20 protein-coding genes are annotated in these 18556 nt (G+C 58.4%); 6 read left to right on the forward strand and 14 right to left on the reverse strand.

Annotation, left to right across the window (positions count from 1 at the left end):
* Positions 1–3: 3 nt before the first annotated feature.
* Positions 4–1275, forward strand: coding sequence for a DUF445 domain-containing protein (locus ACOTXD_RS09660; protein ID WP_061856007.1), 1272 nt, complete (start codon positions 4–6; stop codon positions 1273–1275).
* On the opposite strand, the gene ACOTXD_RS09665 is transcribed toward ACOTXD_RS09660, so the two are convergent.
* The 7 genes from ACOTXD_RS09665 to ACOTXD_RS09695 form a co-directional block, all read right to left on the reverse strand.
* On the reverse strand, positions 1272–2348 hold the full coding sequence (locus ACOTXD_RS09665) for a DUF2955 domain-containing protein (protein ID WP_003863094.1): 1077 nt from the start codon (positions 2346–2348) through the stop codon (positions 1272–1274). The two genes, ACOTXD_RS09660 and ACOTXD_RS09665, sit on opposite strands and share 4 nt — an antisense overlap.
* A complete protein-coding gene (locus ACOTXD_RS09670; protein WP_126501102.1) occupies positions 2338–3405 on the reverse strand; it encodes an HlyD family secretion protein in 1068 nt (355 codons plus the stop codon). Before ACOTXD_RS09670 ends, ACOTXD_RS09665 begins: the two co-directional genes overlap by 11 nt.
* Positions 3402–3872: a MarR family winged helix-turn-helix transcriptional regulator gene (locus ACOTXD_RS09675; protein ID WP_003863089.1), complete on the reverse strand. Its 471-nt coding sequence runs from the start codon at positions 3870–3872 to the stop codon at positions 3402–3404. Before ACOTXD_RS09675 ends, ACOTXD_RS09670 begins: the two co-directional genes overlap by 4 nt.
* Positions 3873–4021: 149 nt before the next feature.
* Entirely contained in the window at positions 4022–4717 is a 696-nt protein-coding gene (locus ACOTXD_RS09680; RefSeq protein WP_126501101.1) for an ArsR/SmtB family transcription factor, read from the reverse strand.
* The gene (locus tag ACOTXD_RS09685; protein WP_022650340.1) at positions 4692–5087 is read right to left on the reverse strand and encodes an amino acid-binding ACT protein; all 396 of its coding nucleotides are present in this window, start codon (positions 5085–5087) and stop codon (positions 4692–4694) included. Before ACOTXD_RS09685 ends, ACOTXD_RS09680 begins: the two co-directional genes overlap by 26 nt.
* Positions 5080–5403, reverse strand: coding sequence for an antibiotic biosynthesis monooxygenase family protein (locus ACOTXD_RS09690; protein WP_003863082.1), 324 nt, complete (start codon positions 5401–5403; stop codon positions 5080–5082). Before ACOTXD_RS09690 ends, ACOTXD_RS09685 begins: the two co-directional genes overlap by 8 nt.
* A gap of 75 nt (positions 5404–5478) precedes the next feature.
* A complete protein-coding gene (locus ACOTXD_RS09695; protein ID WP_061856004.1) occupies positions 5479–6894 on the reverse strand; it encodes an aldehyde dehydrogenase family protein in 1416 nt (471 codons plus the stop codon).
* Positions 6895–6994: 100 nt separating this feature from the next.
* Between ACOTXD_RS09695 and ACOTXD_RS09700 the strand changes: the two genes are divergently transcribed.
* Positions 6995–7897, forward strand: a complete 903-nt coding sequence (locus tag ACOTXD_RS09700; protein ID WP_003863079.1) for a LysR family transcriptional regulator — start codon at positions 6995–6997, stop codon at positions 7895–7897.
* Here the strand turns inward: ACOTXD_RS09700 and ACOTXD_RS09705 are convergent.
* Entirely contained in the window at positions 7884–8363 is a 480-nt protein-coding gene (locus ACOTXD_RS09705) for a carboxymuconolactone decarboxylase family protein (protein WP_061856003.1), read from the reverse strand. The two genes, ACOTXD_RS09700 and ACOTXD_RS09705, sit on opposite strands and share 14 nt — an antisense overlap.
* Positions 8364–8465: 102 nt before the next feature.
* Here ACOTXD_RS09705 and ACOTXD_RS09710 point away from each other — a divergent pair, with 102 nt between their 5' ends.
* Complete coding sequence (locus ACOTXD_RS09710) at positions 8466–9854, forward strand: PLP-dependent aminotransferase family protein (protein WP_061856002.1); 1389 nt, start codon at positions 8466–8468, stop codon at positions 9852–9854.
* A gap of 85 nt (positions 9855–9939) precedes the next feature.
* Here the strand turns inward: ACOTXD_RS09710 and ACOTXD_RS09715 are convergent, their stop codons facing one another.
* Positions 9940–10101 carry a DUF1127 domain-containing protein gene (locus ACOTXD_RS09715; RefSeq protein WP_045350441.1) on the reverse strand — a complete coding sequence of 54 codons (162 nt, stop codon included), beginning with the start codon at positions 10099–10101 and terminating at the stop codon, positions 9940–9942.
* A gap of 176 nt (positions 10102–10277) precedes the next feature.
* Here ACOTXD_RS09715 and ACOTXD_RS09720 point away from each other — a divergent pair, with 176 nt between their 5' ends.
* Positions 10278–11693 (forward strand): PLP-dependent aminotransferase family protein, encoded by a 1416-nt coding sequence (locus ACOTXD_RS09720; protein ID WP_003863072.1) that lies wholly within the window; start codon positions 10278–10280, stop codon positions 11691–11693.
* 81 nt (positions 11694–11774) lie between these two features.
* Here the strand turns inward: ACOTXD_RS09720 and foxA are convergent, their stop codons facing one another.
* The 3 genes from foxA to ACOTXD_RS09735 all read right to left on the reverse strand — a co-directional run bounded on the left by foxA (position 11775) and on the right by ACOTXD_RS09735 (position 15329).
* Positions 11775–13883 carry a ferrioxamine B receptor FoxA gene (gene foxA, locus ACOTXD_RS09725; RefSeq protein ID WP_126501100.1) on the reverse strand — a complete coding sequence of 703 codons (2109 nt, stop codon included), beginning with the start codon at positions 13881–13883 and terminating at the stop codon, positions 11775–11777.
* Positions 13884–14004: 121 nt separating this feature from the next.
* Positions 14005–14961, reverse strand: a complete 957-nt coding sequence (locus ACOTXD_RS09730; protein WP_061856000.1) for a helix-turn-helix domain-containing protein — start codon at positions 14959–14961, stop codon at positions 14005–14007.
* Positions 14962–15095: 134 nt separating this feature from the next.
* Positions 15096–15329, reverse strand: coding sequence for a DUF2171 domain-containing protein (locus ACOTXD_RS09735; protein WP_003863067.1), 234 nt, complete (start codon positions 15327–15329; stop codon positions 15096–15098).
* A gap of 219 nt (positions 15330–15548) precedes the next feature.
* Between ACOTXD_RS09735 and ACOTXD_RS09740 the strand changes: the two genes are divergently transcribed.
* Positions 15549–15734 (forward strand): hypothetical protein, encoded by a 186-nt coding sequence (locus ACOTXD_RS09740; RefSeq protein ID WP_003863066.1) that lies wholly within the window; start codon positions 15549–15551, stop codon positions 15732–15734.
* Positions 15735–15772: 38 nt separating this feature from the next.
* Here the strand turns inward: ACOTXD_RS09740 and ACOTXD_RS09745 are convergent, their stop codons facing one another.
* Positions 15773–16894: a cupin domain-containing protein gene (locus ACOTXD_RS09745; protein ID WP_061855999.1), complete on the reverse strand. Its 1122-nt coding sequence runs from the start codon at positions 16892–16894 to the stop codon at positions 15773–15775.
* Positions 16895–17028: 134 nt separating this feature from the next.
* Complete coding sequence (locus ACOTXD_RS09750; RefSeq protein ID WP_003863062.1) at positions 17029–17634, reverse strand: ATP-dependent Clp protease proteolytic subunit; 606 nt, start codon at positions 17632–17634, stop codon at positions 17029–17031.
* A gap of 301 nt (positions 17635–17935) precedes the next feature.
* Here ACOTXD_RS09750 and ACOTXD_RS09755 point away from each other — a divergent pair, with 301 nt between their 5' ends.
* A complete protein-coding gene (locus ACOTXD_RS09755) occupies positions 17936–18553 on the forward strand; it encodes a response regulator transcription factor (protein ID WP_003863061.1) in 618 nt (205 codons plus the stop codon).
* Positions 18554–18556 lie beyond the last annotated feature (3 nt).

Raw genomic sequence — 18556 nt, forward strand, 5'->3', positions numbered from 1 at the left:
CCCATGGAAAAGCATACCGAACTCAAACGCGCCAAGCTTCTCGCGCTGTCGCTGCTGCTGATTGCCGTCGCAGCGTTTATCACCACCCTGTTCATGCCGCAAACCTTCTGGGTGCGCGGCGTAAAGGCCATTGCCGAGGCGGCGATGGTTGGCGCGCTGGCGGACTGGTTTGCCATTGTCGCGCTGTTCCGCCGGGTGCCCATTCCCTTTATCTCGCGCCATACGGCGATTATCCCGCGCAATAAAGACCGCATCGGCGACAATCTCGGCCAGTTCGTGCAGGAAAAGTTTCTCGATACGCAATCCCTTGTCGATCTTATCCGTCGCTACGAGCCCGCACAGATGATTGGGACCTGGTTCAGCCAGCCCGATAACGCCCGGCGCGTGGGGCAGCATCTGGTGCAGGTGATGGGCGGTTTTCTGGAACTTACCGACGATGGGCGCATCCAGCGCCTGCTCAAACGCGCGGTGCATAAGGCTATCGACAAGGTCGATTTAACCGAGACCAGCGCCGTCATGCTGGAAAGCATGACCAAAAACAACCGTCACCAGGTGCTGCTGGACGCCATCATAAACCGCCTGATTACCCTGATTCAGCGGGAAAGCACGCGGGAATTTATTGCTGACCAGATCGTTCACTGGCTTAAGACCGAGCATCCGCGCAAGGCCATGGTGCTGCCCACCGAGTGGCTGGGCGATCAAAGCGCGGAGATGGTGTCGAACGCGGTGAACACGCTGCTGGACGATATCAGCCACGACCGTACGCACCAGATCCGTCAGGCGTTTGACCGCGCCACGATCAAGTTCATCGACAATCTGAAAAACGATCCGGAGATGACGGCGAAAGCCGAGAATATCAAACACTACCTCAAGAATGATGAGGCCTTTAACCGCTATCTGGGGGAAATGTGGGCTGACCTGCGCCAGTGGCTGAAAAATGACATGCAGAGCGATGATTCCCGCGTGAAGCAGCGTATCGCCAACGCCGGGCTGTGGTTTGGCGAAACGCTGACCAACGACGCCAGCCTGCGGGCGTCGCTGAATGAGCATCTGGAGCAGGCCGCGCACCGCTTGGCGCCGGATTTCGCCGCGTTCCTGACGCGCCATATCAGCGACACGGTGAAAAGCTGGGATGCCAAAGACATGTCACGCCAGATAGAACTCAATATCGGTAAAGATCTTCAGTTCATTCGCGTTAACGGTACCCTGGTGGGCGGTACGATTGGCCTGATCCTGTTTCTGCTCTCGCAGCTACCCGCCGTGCTGGGGCATTAATCCGCTTTTGGCGGCGCGATAACGTAGCGCGTCGCCTCGAAGCGATTCAGGATCAGGTGCACCAGAAAGACCATCGTCAGCGTGACCACCAGCGCGAAGGTAACGGAGGTGATGCGGTACAGATCGCTGAACACCAGGTCGCTGTCCGGGTGCATGTTCTGCCCGAACATAATGCCGATGGTGGTGATACTGGCGAAGCCTACCCCGGCGCCGACCTTCTCCATTACGTGCAGACGCGCGCCAAACGCCAGGCCAAGGCCAATCAGCGGCATCATCAGCAGCATATGGCTGCTGTGATCGTAGAGGATAAGCTGGACGACAAGGATATAGAGGCACCCCAGCACCACGCCAACCACGCGCCAGATGGAGCTGATAACCGAGCCGCGATAGTGCATCGGGAACAGGATCAAAATCCCCGCCATCAGCGCCGAAAGCGAATCGCTTAAGTCGCTAATCTGGAACACGACGAAAATCAGCGTCGCCACGGTGCCGGATAGCAGCGACTCGTGGCGCACGCGGGCGTCGTCTTTCTCAATCAGCGGCGGCGGCTTACGCGGCTCCACGTCTGGCAGCAGGTAGTTCATCAGCGCGCTCAGGCACACCGCCATCACGCTCGCTTCGATGTTAGAGAATAAAAGCGTGTGCCAGTTGGTGGTGGGGTAGCTCATAAAGTTGAGCATCACGCTCTGGCAAACCACGCCCATCGAGCCGAACAGGAACAGCGGCCCCTTACTCATAAAGCGAAAACGCATCACGTACAGGGCAAACACCACCAGCGTCATGATGACCGGCCACTGCGACAGATAGCCGATAATCAACACCATTTCGACGCAGTTCAGCGAGGCGCTGAAGATAAACTGCTTCGCCACGTGGCGATTAAACACTGGTACCAGAGACAGCAGCATGATCGGGTAGACCACAAAAAACACGCCGTAGCTGGTGTTGTAGAAACTCGAAATGCTGAGCGCAATCATCCCGGCAAAGACGATACGCAGGGTCTGGCGAAAGTCGTTTGCCGTATAGACGATGTTGCCGTGCGGGGTAAATACCCGTGCCAGGGTGCTAATAGACATAGTGAAGCAGGCTCACCAGATGGATTTGCATCCCGGAGAAGAATCGCGCAAACGGCCCTTCGCTGTTGTAGAGCTGCACGGTGGCGCGCGCGCCGGTCGGCAGCGGCTTCGGTAAGGCTTCGTCCAGCGCTACGTGAATGCGCATACGCTGGGCATCACGCACCCAGCGGTTGGAGGTTTCCGGTTCAGAAAGTTGACCGTTTACGGCCTCCTGTCCGGCGAGGATCCCCGCGTCGCTGCTGGTAACGTGGGCACGGAAAACGTGCCCCGGGAAGGCGTCAAACACCACGGCAGCGTCGGTCCCCTGAAGGGTATGACGCAGGCTCTTCTCGCGGAAATCCGCCACGATATCGATCCGGGTGTTCACCAGCGCCAGCGCAGCCGAACCGGATGAGGCGTAAAAACCGGGGCTTAATTGCAGGTTACTGACCGTGCCGTCCGCCTCGGCGTAGACCTTCGTCCAGCCAAGATTCAGCTCCGCTTCATCCAGCGCGTTACGGTATTTTTGCAGCGTCACGTTACGGTGCTCATCCCGCTCGCCGCGCTGAATGCGCAGGTTATGAATATTCGCCTGGATCGAGCTGACGGACTGCTCGCTGCTCTGCCAGGTGGTACGGACCTTATCCAGATCCGCCTGCGATACGTTCTGCAAGGTGCTCAGTTTCTGGTAGCGGTCGAATGTCACTTTGTCGTTACGCGCGGTCAGCACGGCGGTTTTCAGGCTGGCCTGCGCTGCGGCAATCTGCGCATCCAGCTGATCGTTAGACAGACGCGCCTGTTCCAGCGCGATCTGCGCCGCCTCGACCTTATTGCGAAACGGCGTGGCGTCGAGCTCAAACAGCAGATCGCCTTTCTTAACCTGGCTATTGTTATGGACATGTACCGCCGCCACATACCCGGAGACGCGGGCAGACACCGGGGTCACCACGCGCATCACGGTGGAGTCCGGCGTCAGCGGGATCCAGATATCCGCGACGATAAAGTAAACAAACATCAGCAGGAAAGAGGCAATACTCACCCTTACCCAGCGGGCAAACTTTTGTTCAGGAGTCATTATTTTTCGGTCTTATTATCTTCTTCGCGGATTGTCCGCAAATTGCAGGCGATTTGATTGAGAGTAGCGCTGAAAATATCGATATGTTCCGGCGCGATGTTTTGCGATACGCGCGCCTGGAACGTCTCAATCACCTGAGAGAGCCTTTCAAGAATGGCTTTTCCCTCAGGCGTCAGCGTCAGCAGCCGGATACGCTTGTCATACGGCGAGACGGTGCGCAGCAGGTAGCCCTGCTTTTCCAGCTGTGTCAGCGTGCGCATTAGGGGAGGCAGTTCAATGCCCTGCACTTCCGCCAGCTCGCTGACCGAGACGTTATCCCCGAGTTGATGAAGCTGCATCATCACCGTCCAGCTCGACTGGGTTAACCCGGTGTCGAGAATGGCGTCGTCGATGACTGCGCGCCACTGACGCACGATCATCGCCATCCGCATGCCCATCGGCCTGCGGCTAAACAGATCTTCTTCACTCATGGGGAGCCCTCTCGTAGTACGCCATCACGATAATAGTTATCAGGATAAGTATCAAGAAACGAGAAGTTAAAGCGCAGGAATTGCGAAACGATGTTCTCCCTCTCCCTGTGGGAGAGGGTCGGGGTGAGGGCATCAGCCCGCAGCGGCGTTTAGCGGCTAAAATGCTTCCTGACGGCACTTTTCCCCGAAGCCGTCACCACCACCTCCCGATAACCCGCCACCCGCTGGATCCAGCCTTTGCTTTCCATGTGGATAAGCAGCGCAGCGCCCGCCTCACCGCCAAGATGAAACCGCCGCTCGCTCCAGTCCAGGCAGGCGCAGCAGGCCTTCCGACGCGGATGAGCGCTTAACGGAATACCGAGCGCCAGGAACTGCTCCCGACCATACAGGGTCAATGCGGAACCGTCAGCCTCCAGCCAGCCTTCCGCCTGCATGAAATCATAGATCTGCACCGCCACCGCGCCTGCGAGATGGTCGTAGCAGGTCCGGGCTTCACGCATGGCTTTCGGCGCGCTGGTTTCCGGCGGGGTAATGCGGCTCCACGAAAGCCCCATCATCTGTTCCACCAGCGCCGCCACGTCGTGCCCGGCAAGACGATAATAACGATGCCGCCCTTGCGACAGGCAGGTAATTAGCTGCCCTTCAACCAGCCGGGCAAGATGCCCGCTGGCGGTCGACGGCGCAACGTCTGCCGCCGTACTCAGTTCAGTGGCCGTCCACGCACGCCCGTCCATTAGCGCACAAAGCATCTTCACGCGCGACGGATCGGCCATTGCAGCCGCCACCGCGGCAATCGCCTTTTCCAGCATCGCGCTGTTATCAGAGGGTAAGCTCGTCTTTAACATTCGTCGCCCAGGGTGTGGTGATCTCAGCGGCCAGCTTATCATCATCCGTCAGCAGAATAAGGTGATTCGCATGGTCGCTGTACTGAGTCAGGATAGACACGCCGCGTGCCGCCAGCGCCGCCGCTATCTCGCCCAGCTCGCCAGGACGCTCCTGCTTAAGCTTTCTGATCACCGGCTTTCGCAGCGCCTGCACGGTAAACCCGGCGTCGAGCAGCACACGGCGGGCTTTTTCCCCGTCCTCCACCAGGAAATGGGCATCGGTACCGAATACGCCGCCACCCTCAAGCCCCACGCCGTTGCGCCCCAACAGCTGTCCAAAGCGCGCCAGCTCGCCGGGCCCGTCGCGGAAAATCACGTGAACGTCATACATCCGCGTGCCCTCCGGTTTCGGAACTGTATTCCCGCACCAGCTGCGCCACGCGAATACGGTAGAAAGAGAAAATCGACGCCCGTCCTTCGGCCTGCGCCGCCTGATGAAAGACGTTCTGCTTCCAGCGGCGGACGGCCTCTTCATCCCGCCACCAGGAAAGGGAGAGGATTTTGCCGTCGGTCGTCAGGCTCTGGAACCGTTCGATATCGATAAAGCCGTCGATGTCGGCCAGCAAAGGCTTAAGCTCTGCGGCAAGTTGGAGGTAGCGCGCCTGATGGGCAGGCGCGGCTTTGGCTTCGAAAAGGACTGCGATCATGATGGTCTCTCCGCTGTGATGTTGAGGAGAGAATGCAGGATGGAAAAGCACAATGCTTCGGTAAAGAGCGAAGCTTTAGCCCAGAACCGACCTCGGCTCCATAAACGCGCGGATCCCCCACTCGCCCATCTCGCGCCCCACGCCGGAGTGCTTAAACCCGCCAAACGGCGCTTTCGGTTCATGAGCCAGGGTGTTCACCAGCACGCGACCGGAAACAATCTGCTGTGCCACGCGTCGCGCGCGGTCCACATCGCCGCCCAGCACCATCGCGCTCAGGCCGTACTCGGTATCGTTGGCAATGGCAATCGCCTCCGCCTCGTCCTGATAAGGGATTACGCACAGCACCGGGCCGAAAATCTCGTCGCGGGCAATGGTCATCCGATTGTTCACGCCGGCAAACAGCGTCGGACGCACAAACCAGCCGTCCCGCGTGCCTTCCGGTCGCCCTTCGCCGCCCGCCAACAGGCGCGCCCCTTCTTCGATTCCTTTGCGGATATAGCCCTGCACCCGCAGCCACTGCTTTTCGCTGACCATCGGGCCGACGTCTGTCGTGCTGTTGCGCGGGTCGCCGGATTTCATCGCCGCCACGGCCTGCGCCAGCGCGGTTTCGATCTCCGCTTTGCGCGAGTAAGGCACCAGAATGCGCGTCCCGGCCACGCACGCCTGCCCGCTGTTCATAAACCCGGCCTGGATCACCAGCGGGATCGCCTGCGCCAGATCCACATCATCCAGCAGGATCGTCGGTGATTTACCGCCCAACTCCAGCGTCACGCGCTTAAAGCTTTCCGCCGCGTTGCGCAGGATCGCCTTGCCGGTATTCGTGGAACCGGTGAACGAGATTTTCGCGACGTCCGGATGGCGGCTGATTGTGTCACCGACCGTCTCACCCCGTCCGGTGACGATGTTAAACACGCCCGGCGGTAGCGCAGCGTCGCGCAGCGCTTCGGTGACAATCTGCGTTTGCAGTGCGCTCATTTCACTCGGCTTGATGACCGCCGTGCAGCCCGCCGCCAGCGCGGCCGCCAGTTTGCCGCAGATAAACCCCGCATCGCTGTTCCACGGCGTAATCAGCCCGGCCACGCCGAGCGGCGTCATCTGCACCGTTGCGGCACCTGCGGAGGTGACAAACTCAAATGCCTCCAGCGCCTCGATGGCCTGAGCAATCACCTCTGCCGGATAGCTTGCCATCCACGCCGAGCGCGAGGCGGGCGCGCCGTACTCTTCAATGACCGCTTCCAGCAGAGCGTCGTGACGAGCGGCCACGGCGGCGTGCATGCGCTTCAGCGCGGCGATGCGTTCCTGCTTTGTGGTCTGCGACCACGCCGGAAACGCCGCTTTCGCCGCCGCGATAGCGCGTTCAGCGTCAACCTCATCCGCCAGGCGAACCTGGCCGATGACCTGCGCCGTCGCCGGATTGTACAAATCAAACCACTCGGTACCGTGCGGGGTAACAAACTCGCCGTTAATAAAGATCTGTTCGATGGTGTGCATATAAACCTCCTCAGGCTGTGTGAGCCCAGTCTGTCACGGCTTCTCCGTTGCGATAATCCACGCTATGCTGCAAGGGTTGTTTCGATTTTCAGGATAATCTATGCATCGTTCAGGTCTGACAGAGCTGGAAGTGGTGATGGCGGTGGTGCGGCGCGGCAGCTTTCGCGGCGCGGCGCAGGAACTGGGGATGTCCGCCACGGCGGTCAGCAACGCCATCGCCGGGCTGGAGAGCCGCCTTGAGACGCGGCTTTTCAACCGCACCACCCGCAGCGTGGCGCTCACCGACGCCGGACAGCGCTACGTGGCGCGTATCGGCCCGGCGCTACAGGAGATCCGCCTCGCCGGGGAGGAGATCCACAGCGACACCGGGGAACCCGCCGGAACGCTGCGCCTCAACGTGCCGAACCATATCGGCACCCTGTTTCTGGACCAGCTGCTGATCGATTTCATGATCCGCTACCCGAAAATGCGCGTGGAAACGGTGAGCGAAGCGAGGATGATCGACATCGTAGCGGAAGGCTATGACGCGGGGATCCGCCTCGAAGAGTCCGTTCCGCAGGACATGATCGCCGTGCCGCTGACCGGTGAGATCCGCCAGCTCGTCACCGCCACGCCGGACTATTTCGCCCGTCACGGCATACCCGAGACGCCGGACGATCTGCTTTCGCATCAGGGGATCGGCATGCGTATGGCCCACGGCGGGATCTACCGCTGGGAGCTGGCCCGTCGGGGGGAAACGTACGCCCTTGCCGTGCCGCCGCGCTTTGCGACGTCCGATCTTTTTGCCTCGATCCGCGCCGTAAAAGCGGGGTTAGGGGTGGGATTTTTACCGGAAATCTATATTCAGGACGAACTGAAAAGCGGGGAGCTGGTGAGCGTCTTAAACGACTGGGCGCAGCCGTTTGCCGGGCTGCGCCTGTACTACCCCGGCCATCGCCACGTCCCGCCGGGGTTGCGGGCGCTGGTGGCGATGATCCGCGAGCGCGGGATTATTCCAGGTTAGCCTTGTTCAGCGCGTACGCCGCATCCAGCGAGCCCGGCTCCATGCGGGAGGTAATGCCCAGGCGGTTCCAGGCGTTGATCGCCACGATGGCGAAGTTCAGCTCTGAAATCTCCACGTCCGAGAAGTGCTCCGCCACGCTGCGGTACAGCGCATCGCTCACGCCGTGAACGCCGATTTGGGTCAGCGCTTCGGTGAAGGCCAGCGCCGCTTTTTCACGGGCGCTGAACAGCGGGGACTCGCGCCAGGCCGCCAGATGGTACAGGCGCAGCTCGCGCTCGCCGGCAATTTTCGCCTCTTTTGAGTGCATATCGAGACAGAACGTACAGCCGTTCAGCTGCGACACGCGAATGTCGATCAGGTGCTTCAGCGCCGGATCAATAGAGGTTTTCGCCACTTCCATGCTCAGGGCGGAAAGCGCGTTGGTGAGTGCAGGGGTGGCTTTGTGGTGGTTTACGCGAGTGCTCATTGTCTTTCCTCTTTTTTGTGCGGCATGTGTCATGCGATGAAGCAAATCTACGCCGTTCATGACATAGTAAAAAGATACAAAAAGCGTGAAATGAGGTAGGACATGAAGCCGGGCTATCACGAGATTTATTCCCGCTATCGCGACAACATCATGCGCGGCGTGCTGAAGCCGGGCGACAAGGTACCTGCCATCCGCGTGCTGGCGGAAGAGCTGAAGGTGGCGCGCAAAACCGTCGAGACGGCGTATGCCATTCTGACGGGCGAAGGGTATCTGGTGAGCCAGGGCGCGCGCGGGACGCGGGTGAATCCGGATCTTCTGCTGCCCGCGCAAAACGCCCCCACAGAACAAGCGACCGGCACGCTGCCGGCGTCGTTGATTAGCCAACGCGAACGAGCCGGTTTTCTGCGCCCCGGCATTCCCGCGCTCGACAGCTTCCCCTATAAAAAATGGCTGCTGCTGGCGGGCCAGGCGACGCGCGCCATGCGTCAGGATGAAATGCTCAACCCGCCCGTTCTGGGCTGGTATCCGCTGCGCGAGGCGATAGCCCGCTATCTCAATATCTCGCGCGGGTTATCCTGCACTGCGGAACAGGTAATGATCACCAGCGGCTACAGCGGCAGCCTGCGCCTGATCCTCGACACGCTCGCCAGCCGCAGCGATAAGGTGGTATTTGAGGATCCAGGCTACTTTATGGGCCAGCAGTTGCTCAAGCGCATTGTGCCCCGCCTGCACACCGTGCCGGTCGATCGCGCAGGGATGGATACGGACTACCTGCTGCGTAATCACCACGATGCCCGCTTCGCCATCGTTACTCCGTCTCACCAGAGCCCGCTGGCGGTGACGCTCTCCCTGCCGCGCAAGCAGCAGTTGCTCGACTGGGCGTCACAAAACGAGGCGTGGATTATCGAAGATGATTATGACGGCGAATTTCACTACACCCGCAAAGTGCTGCCGTCGCTGAAAAGCCTCGACCAGCATGACAGGGTGATCTTTATGGGCACCTTCAGCAAAACCATCATGCCATCGCTGCGCATGGGCTACGTGGTGATGCCCGCCAGCACCGTCGGCGCGTTTACCGACAGCGCGGACATCCTCACCAGCGGCCAGCCGGTGCTGACGCAAAAGATCCTCACCGCGTTTCTCAACGAAGGGCATTTTTTCCGTCATCTGAAAAAGATGCGCGCGCTCTATCAGACCCGCCGCGACTGGATGATTGCCGCCCTGCGTGAGGTCTATGGCGATCTGTTTTTCACCGAGCAAAACGACGGCGGGATGCATATTGTCGCGTTCCTCGCAAAGGGAAGCGCTGACCGGGAGATCGCCCGCTGCTGGCAGGAACAGCAATTGCAGGTCAATGCGCTTTCGGCGTGGTATCAAGGATCAGGAAAACGCTACGGGCTGGTGATGGGCTATAACAACGTGCGGTCGTATCAGGAGGCGCTGGATTTGCTGGAAAGGCCGAAACGGCAGACGCTGGAACTGTTGAGCTGAAAACCACCGGGTGGCGGCTGCGCCTTCCCCGGCCTACGGTCTCCTGTAGGCCCGGTAAGCGTGGCGCCACCGGGCAACCCTATGCTCACACATCATATCGCGATAACCCGACGTCCTTGAGCTGCTCGTCGCTCATCTGGCTCAGAATACGGCGGGTACGGTTGATGCGATACCAGTTACGCAGCGTTTTCGCTACCCAGACAAACGCGATAAACGGACGTTTTGAACAATTCTCGTAGAATTCCATGATGCTCTCCTCGCTGTGCCAGTGGGGTTATCATCCTGGAAATCGACCTGCGTAATACAGATGCAAAAACAACTTTTGTTTAACATACAGATCCGCTAAAACGGTATCTGCATGGTGGTTTATTCATCCATCTGTACTGGTTTAATGCTCTGTATGGTGAAAACAAAGGATACAGCATGACGCGCTATCAACATCTGGCCAACCTCCTGGCGGAACGCATTGAACAAGGGCTGTATCGCAGCGGCGAACGTCTGCCGTCGGTACGCACGCTGAGCCAGGAGCACGGCGTGAGCATCAGCACCATACAGCAGGCCTACCAGATCCTCGAAAACCTCCAGCTGATCACGCCTCAGCCGCGCTCCGGCTATTTCGTCTCGAAACGCAAAGCCCAGCCGCCCGTACCGGCAATGACCCGCCCGGTGCAGCGCCCTGTGGACGTCACTCAGTGGGATGAGGTGATGATGCTGCTGGACGCCCGCGCCGACAAAGAGATGATCTCCTTTGGCGGCGGCTCGCCGGACATTAACCAGCCGAGCCTGAAGCCCCTGTGGCGCGAGATGAGCCGCATCGCGCAGCATAACCCCGGCGAGATGCTGAGCTATGATGTGCTCGACGGGCGCCTGGAGCTGCGCGAGCAAATCGCCCGCCTGATGCTGGACGGCGGCTCCACCGTCGCGGCAAACGAAATTGTCATTACCAACGGCTGCCACGGCGCGCTGTCGATCGCCCTGCTCTCGGTGTGCAAGCCGGGTGACATCGTGGCAGTCGAGTCACCATCGTTTCACGGCACCATGCAGATGCTGCGCGGCTTTGACATCAAGGCCATTGAAATTCCCACCGATCCCGAGACCGGGATCAGCATCGAGGCGTTGGAGCTGGCGCTGGAGCAGTGGCCGATCAAGGCGGTGATCCTGGTGCCGAACTGCAATAACCCGCTCGGGTTTATCATGCCGGAGGCGCGGAAGAAGCAGGTCTTAGCCCTGGCACAGCGGCACGATATCGTGATTGTTGAGGATGATATCTACGGCGAGCTGGCGGCGGAGTATCCGCGTCCGCGCACCATTCATTCTATGGATATTGATGGTCGCGTGCTGTTATGCAGTTCGTTTACCAAGACCGTGGCGCCGGGCCTGCGCGTCGGCTGGATTGTGCCGGGGCGCTATTACGATCGGGTGATGCACATGAAGTACGCCGCGGGCGGGTTTAACGTGCCGGGCACGCAGATGGCGGTGGCGGCGTTTATCCGCGACGGCCATTACCATCGCCACGTGCGGCGTATGCGCCAGATTTATCAGCAGAATATGGAGACCTACACCTGCTGGGTGCGGCAGTATTTTCCGGCAGAGATATGCGTCACCCGCCCGCAGGGCAGCTTCCTGCTGTGGGTTGAGCTGCCGGAGACGGTCGATATGGTGTGCGTCAGCAAGCAGCTGTGCCGGCTGAAGATCCAGGCCGCGGCCGGGTCGCTGTTTTCCGCCTCCGGGAAGTACCGCAACTGCCTGCGGATCAACGTAGCGCTGCCGCCGACAGACAAAAATCGCGAGGCATTAAAAAAGATGGGTGAAGCGATTGTGATTGCGATGGAGGAGTAGTGCGGCATTTTGCCCTCACCCCGCCCCTCTCCCACAGGGAGAGGGAGAAAACCGCTCCCGCCACCCGGCAAGATCAACAACTCAGAACTTCCACGAAACGCTGCCCACAATGCTGCGTTCTGCACCGAAGTAGCAGTAAGAGAGAGAGTTACAGGCCGCGACGTAGCTTCTGTCCGTCAGGTTATTGACGTTCAACTGCGCGCTCACGCCCGTGAGCCCCACTTTTGACAGGTCATACCCCACGGTCATATCCACCAGCGTGTACGACGGAAGCGTATGGGTGTTCTGGCGATCGCTGGCGATCCCGTTGACATAGCGCACGCCGGAGCCGACGATCAGGCCGTCCAGCAGGCCGGTTTTGACGTCGTAGCTCAGCCAGGCGCTGGCCATGTTACGCGGGGCATAAACGGCGCGCTTGCCCTCCTCTTCCGGGCTGCTCTTCTTGTAGCGAATATCCGTGTAGGTGTACGCCGCCTGCATACGCAGGCTGTCGGTCAGCTGACCAATCGCCTCCAGCTCAACGCCTTCGGATTCGATTTCACCAATGGAACGGTACGGATCGGTCGGCTCCTCTTTAGTGGCAATGTTCTTCTGGTTGATGCGGAACACCGAGGCGCTGAACTGGCTGTTCATCCCCTCTGGCTCATACTTCACGCCCGCTTCCCACTGCTTGCCCTTCATCGGATCCAAAATGTTGCCCTGCTCGTCGGCAAAGCTGGTCGGCGTAAAGGCGGTAGAGTAGCTGACGTACGGCGCGACGCCGTTATCAAACAGATACAGCAGCGCCGCGCGGCTGCTGAAGTTGTTTTTATCCAGATCGCTGCGGGTGTGGTTAAAGTTGTCGACGTTCGACACGCTCACCTGGTCGTAACGCCCGCCGAGCGTCAGGCGCCAGCGGTCAACGGACATCTGATCCTGTAGGTAGTAACCGGTCTGGCGAAGCTTATGCTTTTCCCTGCTGTACTGGGTGATGTAGTCCGGCTTCGCACCGTAAACAGGATGGAAAGCGTCAATCGGCGGGAAGCCGCCGTAGTAGCCGGTGACGTTGTTGGTGCGGTCCTGGTAGTCCATGCCGATCAGCACGCGGTGGTTCACCGCCCCGGTGTCGAAGCTGCCGTCGACCTGGTTATCCAGGGTGATGGCGTTCATCTTCTCGTCAGAGCCGGAATAGCCGCGATTCAGCTCGGTGTCATTCAGCCAGCCTGCGGCATACACCTGGTTCAGCTCGACTTTGGTGTGCAGGTAGCGCAGCTTCTGGCGCACAGACCAGCCGCTGTCAAACAGGTGCTCGATGTTATAGCCGACCATGTTTTCCCGACGATCGTACTTGTCGTAATCGTCCTCGCCCTCGAAGAAGGTGTTGGAGATTTTCTTACCGCTGTGCGGTACAACGGTGCCCTCATATGGCAGGCCGGAGTGGCTACCGCCTTCCGGATCGCGGTGCAGGTAGGCCATCAGATCCAGACGGGTGCTGTCGGTGATACGCCAGGTCAGGCTCGGCATCAGGGCGTAACGCTCTTCTTTGAGCGGATCGAACTGGGAATCAGCATAGCGGGTCATCCCGCTGAGGCGCACCGCCACGCGGTCGTTATCATCAACCGGGCCGGTCACGTCGAACATCGCCCCACGCTGGTTATTGTTACCGGCGAAGAGCTTAATCTCCCCGCCAGGATCGAACGATGGCTTACGGGAGGTGAGCGCCACAATTCCGCCCGGCGATGAGCGGCCATAGAGCACGGAGGCTGGACCGCGCACGACTTCGATACTGTCCAGGAACCACGGGTCAACCACCAGCGAGCTGTGGGAATTGGTGTCGCCCATCATCTTCAGGCCGTCGAGGTAGACGTTGTCCAGACTGCCGTCCGAGAAGCCGCGCAGCACCATGTAGTCAAAGCGGTTTGACGCCCCGATCTGGTTGCTGTAGACCCCCGGCGTGTAGCTTACGGCCTGACGCACGCTGGTTGCGCCCTGCTCTTCGAACTGCTCGCGCGTGACGATAGAGACCGACTGCGGGGTTTCAATATCCGGTGTTTCAAGCTTGGTGGCCGCAGACTGCATCTGCGAGGTCACCACCACGGTGTCAGTTTTTTGGGCATCCTGCGCCAGTAAAGGAAAAGCGACGCTACCGGTAACCCATCCCACCAGCAGTGCCAGACGCGATTTAGCAAACATAACCCTCTCCAGAGATATTTCTTATTGTTAATAAGAATTATTACCTTTTTGAGAGTGCAAACGGCTATGCGTACAGCCAGGTTACGTATGCGCGATGCTAAACCGCACGGGATGCATTCGCGCGACAGGAGAAATTACGTTAGCGGAGTTTGCGCACGTCACCCGGTGAAATCCCGTAATGACGACGAAACGCGGTGGCGAAGTTGGTGGCATGCTGATACCCGCACATCCACGCCGCCTGCTGCACGCTGTGGCCTTCCAGCAGATAGCGGCGCGCCAGCGCAAGGCGACAGTTGCGGAGATAGTCGAAGAGGGTGCAGCCATAGCGCTGACGGAACTTGCTACGCAGGCTGCTTGGGCTCATTGCAGCCAGGGCTGCCAGCTGCGCGAGAGTATGCTCCCGTTCAGGAGACTGTTCCAGCAGGTTCCGCACGCGTTCAAGACGCGCATGCTCAGGGCGGCTTGGGCAAGGCTGCTGGCGCTGGTTGAGGCCATGGCCGAGCAGCTGATACATCAGCCCCTCAAGCAAAAGCTTGCGTGAGAGCACGCTTCCCCCCTGCCGCTGCGCATGCAGAATACCTGACATCACAAACTCGGGAACCTGCCAGACAAACGTGGGTGCATTCAGGCTTTGCCATTCCAGAAGCAATGACTCAAGCAAGGCTTCACGTCCGGCATCGTGCGGGTACACGCCAAACGAGAGCGTTTTCAGCGTGCTGTCGGCATCGTGACGCGCGCTCATTACCTGATCTTCACTCAGACGTGAGCTGAACGCCATGCCCGGGCGGACGGGATAATTGATACCATTGAGCGTGAGCGTCACGCACCCTTCCAGCACCACCAGCATATAGAGCGGGCTGCTGTGGCGAGAGGTGGTTTCATAGGGCTGTAATACACGTACGTCGGAATGGGTCAGCGAAATGCCGGACGAGAGCATCATCTCTTCAACATTCCCCTGCAACACGGGGCTACCGCTGACCTGCGCCTCTTTTAACTGGGGGAAACGGTAGTCGATGCCATAGCGCTCGCCGAATACCTGAAAATCTTCAACAAAAAATATGCGTTTCGCTGATTTATTTTCACTCTGGAGCATCATTCGGGGCCTGCATCGGGAAAGGACAGGCAAAACAGTACCATCCATTTGCAATGGCAGCAATCACCGGGCGCAGACACTATTACGCTCCGGACGAAGCCGGAGCGAAGGCATATATTTCCTTGCGAGAGATATATTTATGCTTCCTGCCACTCAGCAAAAACCTCTTTATGGTTTTTGGTCAGGACAACTTTATTATCTTCGACTTTATCAACCCAGCCGAGAGGAATAAAATGGTGCTTGCCGCCCGATTCCGGATCGCTCTTCGCAAGCTTGATACGCTCACCATCAAGATGGTCCACAACCCCGACGTGCGTTCCGCAGCTGGCGACAACCTGAGTGTGATCCTTAATTGCGCTTTTATCTACCATAATTATTCTCCTGTTTCGGTTATTTGCCTGTTGCACGAAATTAACTGTAGCGCATAAATTAAGGCTTAAACGCCCTATTAGCATTTTGAAACATCATTGACAGAACCGAATATTCATTCTACTTAACGCCGAAATGAAAAAATAAGAATGAGATGAATTATTACTGACTGATTATTTCCCGTTCATAATTAACTTATCGCAACCAACGAGGAGGTATTTATGACGATTCGCAACAATCGGACAGAAATTTCGCTGGCTCTTGGTGAAGCGGTTTTAGACATCGTGCAAAAAGGCCATGAGTTATCGCGAGAGAATCTCGCCCAGGCGATGAAAATCAAAGCGGAGAAAGAGCGCGACGACGAGCGGCTTTTGAACTACTGGAAGGCGTGTAATATGCTGGTTTGAACGTAGCGGCGTTTAGGCTGACTAAACGCCGCCTCATGTTACTCGTCGAAGTACCAGTACCCCTGGTTAATCAGCCCGGTGAGTTCGTCCACAAACGCCGGATTATTCAGTGCGTCACCCAGCTCGGCCTGGCCGAGCTCGGTGTAGCGGCACAGCGCGTCTGCCCCGTTCACATCCGCCGTTTCCAGCTGTTCACTGTTGATAAAGAAGCTGCCGTTAACGTTCAGCACGCGCAGGCCGCTCAGGCGCGACAGCGTTTCGCCGCCCTGAAGCGCGTCCAGCACCTCTTCTGCGGAATACGGCGGCTCGGCGGCGGCAATATCCAGCTCGTGACGTGGCGTGGAGACGAAGCTGCCAAACCATTTCGTGAAATCATCCGGCTTGCTAATCATGTGGATCATCATCTCGCGAATGCGATCAAGCTCGTACTGCTCCACGCGACCCGGGTGTTCGCGGCAGGTCAGATCCGGATCGCTGTAGTGTTCGCCGCCCAGATCGTTCTCCAGCGCATAGTCGGCAAAGCTGCTGATCAGATCGCGACCGTTCGGCCCGCGAAAACCGACAGAGTAGTTGAGCGCGGTTTCATGGGTGAAGCCGTCATGCGGGAATCCAGGCGGAATGTAGAGGATATCGCCCGGCGCCAGATCTTCGTCGATGATCGGCTCAAACGGATCGACATGTAGCAGAGCCGGATGCGGGCAGAACTGACGCATCGGCAGCTTGTCACCCACGCGCCAGCGGCGGCTGCCCATCCCCTGGATGATAAACACATCGTACTGATCGATATGCGGCCCAACGCCGCCGCCCGGGACAGAAAAGGAGATCATCAGGTCATCGAGACGCCAGTCCGGCAGGACGCGGAACGGACGCACCAGCTCTGCGGCGGGCATATGCCAGTGGTTCACCGCCTGCGCCAGCAGGGACCAGCCGGTTTCACCGAGGTTATCGAAATGCTCAAACGGGCCATTGCTCGCCTGCCACTTGCCGTTAGCATGGCTTACCAGGCGGCTATCGACTTCCGGCTCCATCGCCAGACCCGCCAGTTCATCAGGGGTAATGGGGTCGACAAAATTCGGGAAGGCATTTTTCAGTACAACGGGTTGTTTTTGCCAGTATTTTTCAAGAAATTCCGGCCAGTTCAGGTTCAGTTGATACGCCATGGTTAGCACCAGTGAGAGGGTAAACAGGCGCGATTATAGGTAAGAAAGCAGAGGGGGAACTTGTCATGGGTCAATCGAGCGCGTGTAGGTCGGGTAAGGCGAAGCCGTCACCCGACGCACACGCAGGCTAAAACTTAATCCAGGTTCAGCTCGTCATAATGGGTGATCAGTTTGCCCACGATGCCGTAGTCCAGCGCTTCCGCCGGTGACATCCAGAAGTTACGGTCGGTGTCTTTCTTCACTTTCTCCAGCGGCTGGCCGGTGGCGTCGGCAATCAGCTTGTTCACGCGTTCCAGCATGCGGATGATCTCCCGCGCTTCGATCTCAATATCCGTTGCCTGACCGCGCACGCCGCCCAGCGGCTGGTGGATCATAAAGCGGGTATTTGGCAGCGAGTAGCGGTGCTCTTTTTTCGCCGCCAGGAAGATGGTGATCCCGGCGCTTGCCACCCAGCCGGTGCCAATAACGTGTACTTCCGGACGGATAAACTTAATGAAGTCGTGGATGGTATCGCCCGCTTCTACATGGCCGCCCTGGCTGTTGATGTACAGCTTGATCGGATCGTTACTGACGCTTTGCAGCAGGATCATCTGAGTGATGACTTTCTGGGCCAGCTCCTGGTTGATTTCACCGGAGATGACAATCGAACGGGATTCCAGCAGTTTTTGCTGTAGAGCGCCCGCGCCGTTTGTTCCTTCCGCTTTTTCTTTATCGTCACTGCTTTTCAGTGTGTAGTGCATCGTTATGTCCTCAGCTTGTCGCGCTCAAAAATCAGAGTGTAGCCTGTTTTACCCGTCGGCGTCCTCACACAAAACATCGCGTGTCGTGCGCTGGCTCCGCCCCCGGAAAGGTCACTAAAAACAGCGCTCCACTCCTAACTAATTCGCCACATTTTTATTACACTTTCATATCATCTTCATATTGGTAAATGATAATAATAATTAATGTGTTAGTATGAATGAGGATAGCAAACAGTCGCTTACGTTCAAAAAGGCGCTATTTTATTGTCGATGATTTACTGATCACACACCGGGGCGGTGAATGGAACACATTGTTTATGTGGTTGATGACGATGACACAGTCAGACAGTCCGTTGTCAGGCTGCTGGAATCCGCGGATATGCACGCCCTTGGCTTTTCCTCAGCAGAAGCCTTTCTCAGCCATCCCTTTGAGGATCTGCCCTCCTGCGTGATCCTCGATATGCAGATGCCCACGATAACCGGATTTGATGTCGCAGATGCGCTGAAAGCCAGCGGGCGGGAAATACCGATCATCTTTCTCACCGGTCACGGCACCATCCCTATGTCCGTCCGGGCGATCAAAGGCGGAGCCTACGAATTTCTCACTAAGCCCGTTGAATCCAGCGCGCTCATCGGCTCCATCGAATCCGCGCTCAGACTGGCACAGCACAACGCCGCCCGCGTCAAAGAGCACTACGCCCTGAAGCAGCGCCACATGTCCCTCACGCCGCGCGAGCATGAGGTGCTTGAGCTGGCCATCAGCGGCAAGCTCAACAAGCAGATCGCCGCCGAGCTGGGCGTCAGTGAGATCACGGTGAAAGTGCACCGCCGCCGGGTAATGGAGAAAATGCAGGTCCGCTCCGTGGCCGAACTGGTCAGGGCCGTCGAGCGCCTGACCAAACATCAACCAGTGGAATAACCG

Origin of the sequence: Enterobacter cloacae complex sp. CDL013, from assembly GCF_049238805.1 — a bacterium.
In the GTDB taxonomy this organism is placed as follows: Bacteria; Pseudomonadota; Gammaproteobacteria; order Enterobacterales; family Enterobacteriaceae; genus Enterobacter; species Enterobacter hormaechei_C.

Excerpts from the sequence above, each read along its gene's own strand:
- ACOTXD_RS09750 (WP_003863062.1), bottom strand. The coding sequence starts at position 17,634 with ATGCACTACACACTGAAAAGCAGTGACGATAAAGAAAAAGCGGAAGGA.
- ACOTXD_RS09660 (WP_061856007.1), top strand. The coding sequence starts at position 4 with ATGGAAAAGCATACCGAACTCAAACGCGCCAAGCTTCTCGCGCTGTCG.
- ACOTXD_RS09735 (WP_003863067.1), bottom strand. The coding sequence starts at position 15,329 with ATGGTAGATAAAAGCGCAATTAAGGATCACACTCAGGTTGTCGCCAGC.
- ACOTXD_RS09730 (WP_061856000.1), bottom strand. The coding sequence starts at position 14,961 with ATGATGCTCCAGAGTGAAAATAAATCAGCGAAACGCATATTTTTTGTT.
- ACOTXD_RS09665 (WP_003863094.1), bottom strand. The coding sequence starts at position 2,348 with ATGTCTATTAGCACCCTGGCACGGGTATTTACCCCGCACGGCAACATC.
- ACOTXD_RS09675 (WP_003863089.1), bottom strand. The coding sequence starts at position 3,872 with ATGAGTGAAGAAGATCTGTTTAGCCGCAGGCCGATGGGCATGCGGATG.
- ACOTXD_RS09695 (WP_061856004.1), bottom strand. The coding sequence starts at position 6,894 with ATGCACACCATCGAACAGATCTTTATTAACGGCGAGTTTGTTACCCCG.
- ACOTXD_RS09680 (WP_126501101.1), bottom strand. The coding sequence starts at position 4,717 with ATGTTAAAGACGAGCTTACCCTCTGATAACAGCGCGATGCTGGAAAAG.
- ACOTXD_RS09685 (WP_022650340.1), bottom strand. The coding sequence starts at position 5,087 with ATGTATGACGTTCACGTGATTTTCCGCGACGGGCCCGGCGAGCTGGCG.
- ACOTXD_RS09710 (WP_061856002.1), top strand. The coding sequence starts at position 8,466 with ATGAAGCCGGGCTATCACGAGATTTATTCCCGCTATCGCGACAACATC.
- ACOTXD_RS09715 (WP_045350441.1), bottom strand. The coding sequence starts at position 10,101 with ATGGAATTCTACGAGAATTGTTCAAAACGTCCGTTTATCGCGTTTGTC.
- ACOTXD_RS09720 (WP_003863072.1), top strand. The coding sequence starts at position 10,278 with ATGACGCGCTATCAACATCTGGCCAACCTCCTGGCGGAACGCATTGAA.
- ACOTXD_RS09755 (WP_003863061.1), top strand. The coding sequence starts at position 17,936 with ATGGAACACATTGTTTATGTGGTTGATGACGATGACACAGTCAGACAG.
- ACOTXD_RS09700 (WP_003863079.1), top strand. The coding sequence starts at position 6,995 with ATGCATCGTTCAGGTCTGACAGAGCTGGAAGTGGTGATGGCGGTGGTG.
- ACOTXD_RS09705 (WP_061856003.1), bottom strand. The coding sequence starts at position 8,363 with ATGAGCACTCGCGTAAACCACCACAAAGCCACCCCTGCACTCACCAAC.
- ACOTXD_RS09690 (WP_003863082.1), bottom strand. The coding sequence starts at position 5,403 with ATGATCGCAGTCCTTTTCGAAGCCAAAGCCGCGCCTGCCCATCAGGCG.
- ACOTXD_RS09740 (WP_003863066.1), top strand. The coding sequence starts at position 15,549 with ATGACGATTCGCAACAATCGGACAGAAATTTCGCTGGCTCTTGGTGAA.
- ACOTXD_RS09745 (WP_061855999.1), bottom strand. The coding sequence starts at position 16,894 with ATGGCGTATCAACTGAACCTGAACTGGCCGGAATTTCTTGAAAAATAC.